The sequence below is a fragment of the Paenibacillus sp. tmac-D7 genome, from assembly GCF_006519665.1.
Lineage (GTDB): Bacteria > Bacillota > Bacilli > Paenibacillales > NBRC-103111 > Paenibacillus_G > Paenibacillus_G validus.
Genome location: NZ_VIDW01000018.1, coordinates 19651 through 32223, shown reverse-complemented (window position 1 = coordinate 32223; position 12573 = coordinate 19651). Strand labels below are relative to the sequence as shown.

Below are 12573 nucleotides of genomic sequence, written 5' to 3'. Positions count from 1 at the left end.
TGATTGCCCATGTTTTTTTCCCGTTCAAAATCTACTAAATTAGCGCTTCCATTTTCACCCGTAACCAACGGCTTACCGTCAGAGCGTAAAAAAACAAACAAAAACAGACGTGACTGAAAGTTTCGCCTACCCAGACCAAATTTCATTTTCACGTCTTATTTGTTTTCTGAAAGAAGTTCCTTATTCACATTCCCGCGGAATGGATTAATACCGAAAATAGGGAGGGCCTTTCACAATAAAATCAAATGATTGTCCCGTATGGTACGACGTACATTCGAGATATGTGCCCTCATCGCTTCTTCCGCTTCTTTCTCATCGCGATTTTTTAGTGCTTGAAATATTCTTGTATGCTCTTCGAGCGACTGTTGATTTCTTCCTGGGACCAAAACGGAACGAATATCCACTCTTGACAATTGAGTTTTGATCAGATTAATCAGTTCTACTGACTGTATGTTTTTTGAGGACTTATAAATAATATTGTGAAACTGTTTATTCAGGGCCGAGTATTGAGTAAAGTTGCCGTTTTGAACTTGTATTTCCATATCCTTCAAAATTTGACCCAGTTCCTTGATATCCGCATCGCTCATCTGATGGATGGCCGATTTTATAGTGAGAACTTCCAAAGCTTCTCTAATTTCCAGATAATTTAAAATTTCCTCCAATGTGAAGGATTTAATGGTTGCCCCTTTATTTTCCTCCATCTCCACCAAATTTTCCTGTTCGAGTTTTAACAACGCTTTTTTTATTGTATTTCTGCTCACGCCTATTTCATCAGCAAGTTGAATTTCAGTCAGCTTTTGAGAAGGTTTATAGGTATTGTTTAAAATTCTTTCTTTTATATATACATATGCGGTTTCCATTTGTGCGCTCATAATTAACCCCACGATACAAAAGTATTAAATCAAAATCGTACTACAATTTTGATTTACAAAAAATATACTGGTTTTGTTGAAAAAAGTCAACAAATGTAGTTCCTTTCATGCATAAAAAAAGAATAAATACCTTTCAATGATTTGTGGAAACAGTCGAAAATCCTTTATATTTCGAACTATTTCCACAACCACTTCCTTCTCTGCGGCTAACTATTCTTGGACGGACAGCAGAATGGAGGCCAGCTCCTCAGGTGCCGAATAAAATGGAGAATGATCGGTGTCTATTGTGAAAACTTTTTTACATGGCGATTCCATGCCAAGCACCATGAATCAACACATAAGTCGACATTGTTTTATTCACCCTTATCATCTTATTCACATTCGAATGAAGACCGATTCCCGTTACAATTCCGGTGCTGTATGCGCTTATGCCTTCACTTGATCTTCGTCCTCATAATAATGGACATTCTCCCGCTGCAAAACTTCCCGCAGCTGATAAAAATCGAGGCTAAGCTCTCCTCTTGCAATTTTTTCTTTCGTGCCTTCCTCTTTCCGCATTCTCTGTTTAGACGCTTCCAGCGTAGATCGTATGTCATCACGCTTCACAACCACGATACCGTCATCATCCGCCATCATAAGATCCCCCGGATTCACCGCGGCGCCGCCACATACCGCCGGAGCATTTACCCATCCGCCCCGGGTTTTCACCGCGCCCTGTGAGTGAATCGCTTTCGTCCAGATCGGAAACCCGAGCTCCCTGATTTGAGCCGCATCGCGAATTCCGGATTCTGTGATGACGCCTTTTACGCCGCGTTTCATTAACGCCATGACGATCAGCTCACCGATCATTCCGATGGCATTTTCACCAATGGTGCTGATGACAAGAATATCGCCGGGCCTGCACACTTCAATGGCGGCGTGAATCATCAAGTTGTCCCCAGCATAGCAAACAGCCGTTACCGCCGGGCCGCAAATTGCGGCCCCGCTTGATATCGACTTGATCTCCCGGCTCAAAAGGCCTGTCTTCCCCTGAGCTTCGTGAACGGTAGAAACATCCAGCTTCGAATATTCTGCTATAATTTGCTCATCCGGCCGCTTGATATTTTTGACGACGTACTTGTTCATCACACAAATTCTCCTCCCACATAAGGAAAGAACCGGCTGAAAGCCTCGGCATATTTATACTGGTTGTTTCCCGATACCCGGCGTGCATGGTTGCCTCTCAGCCTGGCTTTTGCATCATAGTAATCATGCAAATGTTTTTGCGCTTTAAAAGCTTCCATCGCAGCTAATTTTTGTTCATAGGTTTCCGTAATATCAAGGATAAGTTCAGGTTTAAAGTCACTAATTTCCGATTGATGCGGCTCGAAGCCGAATATACGTGATTGTTTAGCCGTTGCCGTTCCGTCGATTCTAACGCCGTTTGAGGTTGACAATACGCTCGCATCAAAAACGAATTTACCCACCGTTTCATGATCCGGATTGAAGGCGTCTTTGAATCCGTGCGTCAGAATGTCGTGCGGCCTCACTTCCCTAATCTTGCGTACGAGCCGCTCCATCCGCTCTTCGCCCAATTGCATATGGTAATCCTGATAGTCCCAGTACTCCATATCGGTTATTCCCAAAGCCTGTGCGGCTTCCTCAATCTCGCTTCTGCGTATTTTCTTCACATTGTCATAGGTTTGCCCTTCGATGTTCCAAAGATCGTTGGATTCCCCCCGGATCCCATAACTCAAAATGACGAGGGATACATGGGCGCCATGCTTGACGTACTTCGCAATGGTGCCGCCTCCCCGCCATACAAAGTCGGCGGCGTGAGCGCTTACAACTAATAAATTCGTATTGCTGTCAATCATAGTCTATCCCTCCTTGGCTGATTACATGGTTGGGTCCGTACTATTTGTCCACTACCGGTGTGCCGTATGTATGGAATGTGGAGATCGTAGGCGTCAGCCAAGCCTGCCCTCTGGCGCGTTCTGCCTGGCTCCAGGTGATGGTCTCCGCATCCGGCGCATAAATGAAATAGCCTCCGGTACAGACCTCAATTCGGTTTCCGCCCGGCTCATAGCAGTACAGGAAGAAGGTTTGCTGAATCGCATGCTTTGCGGGTCCGCCTTCGATATAGATGTCATTGTCGATATAAATGTCTGCGGCCCGTAAGATTTCTTCCCGCGTATCGACGAGAAAGGCAAGATGGTGGAGTCTTCCCCGGCTGTTCGTGGAATCAACCGTGTAAACCAGCTCATAAGATTTCTGCCCCGAATACAGCCATGAACCGGCATGCTCCCCGCTGTCGAGCACAATCTGCTCGCTTACTTTCATACCCAAATGATCCTGCAGGAACTTGCTCGTCGGCTCGACTTTCTGTGCCAGATAATTGATGTGATCCAGCTGGCGGACGCCTACCCCGTTGCCGGTATATTTTTGCGGCTGGTTCTTCAGGATGGGGCGTAAATGTTCAGGCGCTTTATACTTTTCCGTTTCAAAGTAAAGCTCCATAGCATGCCCGTCGGGATCGCGAAATTGGTAGGACTTCCCATGACCGAAGTCGCCTTCACTCCAACCGATGCCATAACCGCTTTTGTCGATGGCTGCCGCACGCCGTTCCAGCGCTTGCGGCGATGTCGTGCGTATCGCGGTATGTCCGATCCCCGGTTCCTTGGACTCGGTCAATTTCATACAATAAGACTCATAATTCCCGAATCCGCGAAGAAATACAGATTGCCCCTCACGTGCCACTTCCTGCATACCCAGAATATTCGTGAAAAAGGCAACGCTTTCATTCGGCTTCGGCGTCAGCAGTTCAACATGCCCCAGATGCGCAATATCTCTGACCTGTTCGTTAAAAGTATCCATTAGATTTCTCCTCCCAAAAAATGAATGCAAGATTGTTTTACAATTATGTGTGCAAGTTTAGTTTAGTTTGTTTTTCATCATGTGTCAACATGAATGTTTAAAGTAACCTTCACAGCACAGGGAAATTAAATTAATCCGCTCTATCCTCAGTACATGCAAAACAGTCTAAAACGATGAACCGTTTTAGACTGTTCTATATTTCCTATGGGTGCCAAGTTAGCGATTTCATGCACGCAAACCGGCTATGTAATTTTCATACCATTGGTTGTTCGGTAGTCCCACGGAAATATTTGCGCAGCCGCGTTCACTCCGGAATATACGGCAGATCGAGAAATGTCGGTACGTTGATGACATGCTTTTCCACATAAGCGAGAAGCCCATCGATTCCATATTCCCGGCCTACCCCGGATTGTTTCACGCCGCCGAACGGGAAACGTACATCAAGCCCCATGATGGCCGCCGTGTTAATCATGGTAGTACCGGCTTCAATACGGCGCGCCACGCGTACCGCGTGCTCTTCCTCTCCCCAAACGGAGCTGGTTAAACCATAAATACTGTTATTCACGAGCGAGATAACCTGTTCTTCATCATCGTACGGCATAATGGGCACCGCCGGTCCGAACTGTTCTTCCGCCACAATCGGAGCGTTATCATCCACATCCAGCACCAATGTGGGCTGCATGAAATAGCCCTGTTCAAACAACTCCGGCTCCAGCACCCGTCCTAGTGGGATGACTTTGGCGCCACGGCTCTTCGCATCCTCGATCAGCTCTTTTACATACTTCAGCTGAGCAGCGTTGTTCACAGGACCGATTGTAACCTCCGGATTAAAGGGACTTCCTACCCGAATCCATTTATTAGCGGCTTCGATATACTTCTCAACAAATTTGTCGTAAATCGAACGATGAACATACACGCGTTTCGCAATCATGCAAATCTGGCCGCCGTTGAGAAAATTAGAGATAACGAGACGGCGCATTGCCCTTTCATCGTTCACATCGAATTCAGGAAGGAAGATGGCGGCATCGTTGCCTCCCAGTTCCAATGTCAAATGCTTAATCGTATCCGCAGCCGATTTCATGATGTGCTTCGCTGTATTCGTGCCTCCCGTGAAGGCGATTTTAGCGATCTTAGGATTGGAAGTTAGTTCGACGCCTACATCCGCCTCGCCATGAACCATGTTGATTACGCCAGGCGGGAATTCGGCCGCGATTAATTCAATGGCCTTGCTCACCGCAAGCGGAGCATATGGACTCGGCTTTAGCACCATGGTGTTGCCGGTAAGTACGGCCGGAGCAATTTTGATGGTAGAAAGCGAGATCGGGTAATTCCAGGGAAAAATCGCCGTCACCACCCCCATCGGATCATGGGAAATAATCGTCCTGCCGTGATCATGCTCTTGTACTTCATCTTGAATGACATCCTTAACACGGCTGCATGCATACTCCATCCACATCGTTGAAACTACAATCTCGCCCTGCGCATCATAAAGCGGCTTACCATGCTCACGGGAGAGCAGCTCCGTTAATTCGGGTGCGGCAGCTTTCAGTTTCTCGATCGCTCGCTGCATCCGCTGGATACGCTCATCAATAGGCGTCGCTGCCCAGGCCGGGAATGCCGCTGCCGCAGCATCTATCGCAAGCACGGCGTCTTCCCGTGTGTTGACCGGGCCGTAGCCGACGATCTCACTCGGATTTGCCGGATTCTCGCGTCCATACCGCTTTTCCGTTACTAGCTGCCGGCCATTGATTAGGGCATGAACAACAACAGGCTCATTTGCCATAGCAAGTTACCCTCTTTCCTTATGGAATGATAAATTGATAGCGCTTTCAAGATGTATATTCAATATCTTACCGAAAATGCGAAATATTGTCAAACAATTTTGTTTAATTTTTATGAGAACAAAATTATTGAACCAGGGGAGAAGGGCGTAAAGCAGAACCTGCAGCAGCGCAAAGCAGCTCTCAACTTATGATCAACGTTGAGAGCCGCTTTTTGACTTTTTATTCATCCTACGAATTCCGCTAACAATGATGAAGTATTCCTATAAATCCACACTCATCAATAAATGGCCTCAGCCTGTCTTGGCAGTTGTTTGAATAGTATCGATGATAGGCGTACCGTACATAAAAAATTCTTGAGGAAGTTGAGAGCCGTACCAGATAATCCCCTTCTCCAAATCCTCTTCCTGCCACATGATTGGCTTCCAGGCCGGGTCAAAAATAAGATATCCGGCGTCCCCGAACAGCTCTACGCGGTTGCCCCCGGGCTCGAAAACATACAGGAAGTACGCTTGGCTCACGCCATGCTTGCCGGGCCCCGCATCGATTCGAATGTTGTTCTCCACCAAAATATCGGAAATGTCGGAAAGGTGCTGCGGGTATCCGTACCAGTAGCAAATATGATGCATGCGCGCCTTTCCGCCGAGCGGATCGCCCATCATCGCAATTTCATGCACAAGCGGGCTGACGCTCATCCATGCGGCGGCATCGTTTCCGTTCTTCAGCCTGATATGCTCGCGCAGATTGAACCCGAGGTTGTTCATCATGAAATCGACATTCGGCTTCAAATCGCTTGCCATCAAATTGACGTGGTCCAGCCGGCGGACCGGGACACCGGTCGTCGGACGCTTCTGCGGACGGTTCAGCAAAGGCGTACGCTGATCCTCCGGCGCCTGATAATAGTCCACTTCCCAAAGCAGCTCCATGCGGTGGCCGTCCGGCGTCCGGAACTGGTAAGCCGCGCCGTGGCCGTTTTCCCCTTCAAACCACCCGGTGCCAAGTCCCGTATCCTTAATCGCTTTTACACGCCGATCCAAGGCCTGCGGGGAAGTCGTCCGCCAAGCGACATGGCCCAGTCCCGGTTCCTTCGCCTCGGTGACCTTCAACGTATGATGATAGAAATCTTCATACGCTCTCAAATAAACCGACTGACCTTGTCGGCCGGACTCCTGCATCCCCAGCAGGTCTTTAAAAAACCACAGCGTTTCATCCGGCTTCGGTGTGAAAATTTCTACGTGCGCCAGCTGCGCCACATCAAAAATCGGTTCTTTTTCCATGGGTATAACCTCCTGAATATGGTATGAAAAACATGGGTAACATCTAGGATTTGCTTGCTAAAAAATAGTGAACAACGTCGCAGAACTGCTCTTTCTTTTCGATTTGAGTCCAATGTCCGCAATTCGAAAACGTATGAAGCTCTGCCTTCGGCAGCAGATGAAACAACTTCCAGCTTGTTTCCCGGATCGGGATTATCCGGTCTTCACGCCCGTGGAGCAGCAGCACAGGAATGTCGATACTCCTCAATTGCTGCTCGCTTAAGGCAAGTGCGTCCACATGACGCTGCCGCGGAGCCGGAAACATCGAGGCGAAAGCCGCTTGATTCTCTTTGTTTAATGTCGCCTGGTAGCGCATTTGAACGAGATCTTCATTATTGGAAAAATGAGGATCGAAGGCAAATAACTCAACAAGCTTTTTCATGTTATCGAAACTTGGTACATAGCCCCAGACCTGATCAAGCCCTTCGGTTAACGGGAAATGAATGCCCGCGCTTCCCATTAACACGAGCTTTTTGACCAAATCAGGTCTCTGCACCGCCAAATGCAGGGCGATTGCACCACCAAGCGAATTGCCAATGATCGATAATGGCCCGATCTCTTTTGTTTCGATAAATGCTATAAGCTGCTGAACCCAAACACCAACACCGTATGGCATCAATTTCGGTTTTTCCGACTCGCCGAAGCCGAGAAGGTCAGGTGCATACAGACGGTATTTATCCGATAAAACGGGAAACACCTGCCGCCAATTTGCCCATGCGGATACACCCGGTCCTGATCCGTGAATGAAAAGAAGCGGCTCGCCGTGCCCGGCTTCGTGGTAGTGGACATCATAATTACCGATTTTTTCGGTTAAACCGGTCTCTGCCATGTGCGTTATCTCCCTATCCGTATATTGATTTTGACCGCTGCTGTAAATATGCCGAATCATTTCGCAACCATGCCACGATATCCCGCCCATTTTCTTCACATATTTCATGTCCCGCCGGATAAGTCTTGTAGCAGACCGACTTTGCACGGCTGTTTAAATATACGTAATTTTCTTTACCTATGCTCACCGGGAAAATGTCGTCAAATTCCCCGTCCGACAGAAAGATGGACAGCCGATCGATGGATTTTACTTCAAACTCATCTTTTACAAACGCCGGAATATATCCATTCATCGCCACAATCCCTTTTATCGAGTTACCTAATAATAAGGCTAGTGACATGCTGAGAATGGCTCCCTGACTAAAGCCCAACAAATATCGGTTATCAGCAGAGACGGGATATTTGTTTGTGGCATACTCCATGAATACTTGAAGCATTTCCAGGCTTTCATCGAATGTATCCCTGTCCGGTTTTCCATATTCTTTGAGCGTATAATAGGCATAGCCCTGGTTATAAGAAAGATGCCCGCGCACAGCAATCAGAATAAATTCTTCTTCTAAATCGGCCACAACAGAAAGGATGTCTTGTTCGCTGTACCCGATGCCGTGCAAAGCGAAAATGACAGGATAACGCTGATCGGGGGCGATTGCCGGTGGTATATGAATGCTATAGGCAAACGGACTTTGCATGAACTCTCCTCCCCTTGTTTACTTCCTTCACCGTGAATATGAAAACGTTTTCATAATCATTTGTTTCGAATCGTCTCAACCCGCTTGGATATCCGCATAAAAAGCAGTTCTCTTCACGTGGCATACCGGTATTACACAAAAGTTAAATTCAAGACGCCCAGAACCGCCTGATCCGGATAAATCGTGCGCGCACAAACTTTCCATTCTTGATTGACTTTGCGCAGCGTGTCAAATCTTTCGCCAAACATCTCATAGTTCACCGTGCTGTCGCTTCTGCTTCGCAGTAACAGAAAATTACTGCGCACATGGACCTCTGTGTCTTCGGAACCGGCTTGTATGAATATATTCGAAATAAAATGCCGGTTACGCGTAGGAGGATCCTCTACCCAAGCCGATTTGGTCCCGAGCCTTTCGATACGAAGCCTTAATGATTTCATATCCTCTTCATAAAAAGCCGTATCGTCGGTCATATTGGAGCCGTCTTTTCGTTCCCGCGTAGAACGCTGCGGCATACGGTACACGATATCATCCGTGAGTAGAGCCAACCATTCCTTATATAGTCTGCGATCCAGCAAAAATGCTTCATGATACAGGAAACGGGTGATTTCATTTTGCGTATCGCTGCTCAAGAATAACCCGGCAGTCTCACTTGGAATCTGGGCATTCATCGTCGGTACCTCCCTCTATAAATGAATACATGCTCGCTCAATTTTCTTGCAGCATCTTCAGCCACTGCTCCCAAAAATTCCGGATCGCTGTATCCAGAAGCCACGTCGGATAAGCTTTTCCCGGACCCGGGAAGTTTTCAATCGGCATGACGCGATCAATCCCCATCAAATAATTGAGCACATTATCGTAACTTAAATCCTTATTACGTGCCATCACCGCTTTGCTGCTTTCCGTAATCCGGGTCCATATCTCGGTGTCATCTTCCTCCAGCGTACCTCCGGGGCCAAAAGAGATGATATAAGCTCTGCTCGCCTCTTTTTTGTATTCCTCATTTGCTTCTTTATCAATCATCACCCAAGAGCAAATTTCGATGCTGTCGGGACCGATAGGCCGCCACACCCTCATATTTAAAAAGGTGGTGATCGAATCGCCGCCGGTACTTTGCGGGATGCTGACCCAGGATAGATTCGGGAAGCAATTCCCGACGTGCACTTGCAGGTTTTCCAGGAACTGCAGCTGATCCGGATTCAAATTACGTTCAAACATCGGCCATAGCTCTTCCGGAAGCCCTTGATATTTAGGTCCCTCTACCTCTGGCGGCGTAAGAACCAAATTGAGCCCGTGTCCGTTGTTTAATGAAAGCTGATAGCCAAATCCGGCTTGCGACACGAAATCCGGACTAATCCCCATTTCTACCGTCGAGCGATGGGAAGTAAGCGCATGATAGGAATCAGCACAGAAATTCTCCGCCGTGACTTTCCAGTTCGTATTCACCACCCATCTCTGGGGTGCGCCTAACACCTCCATGCCTCCATCGGTACGGCTGACCAAAATGTCCAGATACCATTTTAATTCGCCCAGATATTCATCCAGAGAAGAGGCATTGGAATCGAGGTTGCCGAAGATGAGTCCCGCATACCTATCAAGCTTCGGAACCGGCCGAAGCGCCCACTCATCCTTCACCATCTCCTCCCCGTAAATTCTGTTGCCGGCCGTAACGCCGATCAGTTCTCCATCCGGATTAAATGTCCACCCATGGTAGGGACAGGTCAGGTTTTTGCTGTTCCCGTAATCAGCCGTACAAAGCTTAGCGCCGCGATGGGTGCAGGAGTTGAGAAAGGCCTTGATTTCCCCTGTCCTGGTTCGGGTAACCAAGATCGGATCATTGCCGATATACCTTGTCACGTAACTTCCGTGCTCTTTTAATTCCGATTCATGAGCCAGAAAACACCATGTCTTCGAAAATATCTTTTCAATTTCCAACTCAAAAATTTCCGGATCATACTTAACCCATTGGGGTAATCGGCCGGCGGATAGCTTTTCTTGAATTAAATTCAGCGTTTTATTTTCAACTGTGCTGTTCTTCACCTTGTCTGCCTCCTCATTGATTTAATGAGAAACATGTCCAACAACATGAACCAAGAGACTTTAAGCGCCTTCAATAAGGTTTGGCAATCACCCCCTTTAATGCCGAACCTATCTTTAACTTTTAGTGAAAGGATTTTTATTGATTAATCGCAGCGTAAAGTAAATTTGCACGGCCAAGTGGTACTTGAGACGGCTCATTCCGTCGTTCAAATTGATTCCGCAAAGCTCTTCAATTCGGCGAATCCGATAACGCAGCCCGGTGATGGATAAATGGAGCTCACGTGCGGTATTAGCCAAATTGCCGCTGTTATCCAGATACGCCTTTAAAGATAAAAGCAAGTCGCTTTGGTAAACGAGATCATTGTCTATTAATTTGCCTAACACATTATGGCAGAAGCTGATAAATTCATCGTGATCTAAACTTTTAATAAACAGCATGATATGTTCTAACTGCTCAAAACTGGCCACGGCATTTTCTTGAAGAAACGATACCTGCACAAAGTCGGTAATCAAATAGGCGTCCTGATAACTTTTTCCGAGACTTACGATGGAATTAGCGACCCGACCGGAACCTACGTAAATGTTGGTTTGTGAAAATTTTCTCTGCAGCATATTTTTTAAACGCGTCTCAAAATTATGCTCTTCCATCTCCGGATTTTCGCTGCGCCGAACGGAATTTTCCCATTCCCTGGATACGATGAGCACGATCCTGTCTTTACTTATGAAAGCCTCCAGAAGGGGAAATTTCAAATTGATATAGCTCATGACATGTTCCAGCTCATCCGCGGACTTCAGCTTTATGCAAACTACTTTTACGGCCGAGCTGAAATCTATGCCTGAATCCGAAATCCTCCTTCTCAACTCCTGCTCATCATAATTTCCCCGTAATATCTCTTCAAATAAATCGGCTTTCATTTTCCAATTCCACTTGTTAATTGATCGCTGATGGTATAAGTGCGTGGTGATAACGCTTACAACCCTGCGTATAACCATTCTTTCCTGCTTGGTTAATTCATTCGCTCCCACGACAACCATGGTTCCAAGCAAACTATGATTCGCCTGAAGATCGAATGAATCGCATGTAAACGATTCTGTAAATTGGCCTGTGCTGGAACCTGCTTCCTTCCACCTTTCATATAACTGAAGATCAGTTTCCGCTTTCCAGACAGCTTCGTTTATTCCGTTTCTCTTTACTTTTTCGATAACAATACTCCGGTTTATGGCTTTCGATAAGAAATCGATAAGATGGTACAAATTCTTCCCTTCCAGCATGAAATCCGTCAGTTTATTGCTGATTTCCTCGGAGTGAACCATGATACGGTTTAGCTCCTGTATCTCTTTATTGTAGGCGTCCAGCTCGGAAGCAAGGGATTCCGCCTGATAATAACGGAGATCTTCCTGGTAGTCGGGATCGTTTTCGTCAACCGTTTTGGCAATAAAATAGCAGCAATCGTCCCCTTTAGCCTTACAGCGGCTTTCCTTTACCAAAACACTTTTACCCAAAACCTTAGTCAGAAAACCGCTGGCATATCCGACAATCGAGTAGCATACCGCTTCATCGCTCCGGCCGAAATGGCGAATATGCTCTTCCGCTTCGTATGAATGCTTCCAATAACCGTGTGAATAGAACTCTCCTTCAATAATATCCAAGGCTTCAATCTCCACCGTTACAATGCCTTCCATCGTAGCAAGCACCGGTCCTGAAAGAATATATTCTTTTAAAGAATCCCACCGAAACATTTTACCGACTGCATCGCCATCGTTGTAGCCATACGCCCATCCATAGCGCATTAAGAAGCCTTTTGCACGCTCCATCCCCAACGTACTGACTAAGTCCCGGCGCAATATTCCCATGGCTTCAGCTGAGATCAACAGCATTCGTTTCGAATCCAAAGTCAAAATTCCGGTTCTACGATCAATGTCAATAATATTTTCAAATAACAATCGGCTCGCCTTTACTCCTCGACCATGCGACATCAAATAACTCTTGCTCTGCATGAGGTCCTTATCCCCTTTCGAAAGCCATAAGAAAATACGGGAGTTCATTACATTTGTGCGACTGATTCGTAACCTTGATTTAAGTGTACGCTCCGATATTTCTTGCCGCAATAGCAAAAAAAGATATACTTTTCAGATAATTCCGTCCATTTTTACCATGCCCGTTCTGTATAACGGTTATTTGCATTAAAATCGT

The 12573-nt window shown here is 46.6% G+C and carries 11 protein-coding genes; all 11 read right to left on the bottom strand.

Annotated elements, in window-relative coordinates; genetic code table 11:
* Positions 1–230: 230 nt before the first annotated feature.
* On the bottom strand, positions 231–872 hold the full coding sequence (locus tag FKP33_RS14145; RefSeq protein ID WP_127608333.1) for a GntR family transcriptional regulator: 642 nt from the start codon (positions 870–872) through the stop codon (positions 231–233).
* 426 nt (positions 873–1298) lie between these two features.
* Positions 1299–1997, bottom strand: coding sequence for a 4-carboxy-4-hydroxy-2-oxoadipate aldolase/oxaloacetate decarboxylase (locus FKP33_RS14140; RefSeq protein WP_141335550.1), 699 nt, complete (start codon positions 1995–1997; stop codon positions 1299–1301).
* A complete protein-coding gene (locus tag FKP33_RS14135; RefSeq protein ID WP_174817587.1) occupies positions 1997–2728 on the bottom strand; it encodes a PIG-L deacetylase family protein in 732 nt (243 codons plus the stop codon). Before FKP33_RS14135 ends, FKP33_RS14140 begins: the two co-directional genes overlap by 1 nt.
* Before the next feature lie 40 nt (positions 2729–2768).
* On the bottom strand, positions 2769–3728 hold the full coding sequence (locus tag FKP33_RS14130; RefSeq protein WP_127610835.1) for a catechol 2,3-dioxygenase: 960 nt from the start codon (positions 3726–3728) through the stop codon (positions 2769–2771).
* Between the two features lie 304 nt (positions 3729–4032).
* Entirely contained in the window at positions 4033–5511 is a 1479-nt protein-coding gene (locus FKP33_RS14125) for an aldehyde dehydrogenase family protein (protein ID WP_127610581.1), read from the bottom strand.
* Between the two features lie 291 nt (positions 5512–5802).
* Positions 5803–6786, bottom strand: a complete 984-nt coding sequence (locus FKP33_RS14120; protein ID WP_127610578.1) for a catechol 2,3-dioxygenase — start codon at positions 6784–6786, stop codon at positions 5803–5805.
* Between the two features lie 43 nt (positions 6787–6829).
* Positions 6830–7654 carry an alpha/beta fold hydrolase gene (locus FKP33_RS14115; RefSeq protein WP_141335511.1) on the bottom strand — a complete coding sequence of 275 codons (825 nt, stop codon included), beginning with the start codon at positions 7652–7654 and terminating at the stop codon, positions 6830–6832.
* Positions 7655–7667: 13 nt separating this feature from the next.
* Complete coding sequence (locus FKP33_RS14110) at positions 7668–8342, bottom strand: alpha/beta hydrolase (protein ID WP_127610576.1); 675 nt, start codon at positions 8340–8342, stop codon at positions 7668–7670.
* 131 nt (positions 8343–8473) lie between these two features.
* On the bottom strand, positions 8474–9010 hold the full coding sequence (locus FKP33_RS14105; RefSeq protein WP_230876217.1) for an aromatic-ring-hydroxylating dioxygenase subunit beta: 537 nt from the start codon (positions 9008–9010) through the stop codon (positions 8474–8476).
* A gap of 37 nt (positions 9011–9047) precedes the next feature.
* Positions 9048–10379 carry an aromatic ring-hydroxylating oxygenase subunit alpha gene (locus FKP33_RS14100; RefSeq protein WP_141335510.1) on the bottom strand — a complete coding sequence of 444 codons (1332 nt, stop codon included), beginning with the start codon at positions 10377–10379 and terminating at the stop codon, positions 9048–9050.
* A gap of 114 nt (positions 10380–10493) precedes the next feature.
* Positions 10494–12377, bottom strand: coding sequence for a XylR N-terminal domain-containing protein (locus FKP33_RS14095; RefSeq protein WP_181410147.1), 1884 nt, complete (start codon positions 12375–12377; stop codon positions 10494–10496).
* Between the last annotated feature and the right edge of the window lie 196 nt (positions 12378–12573).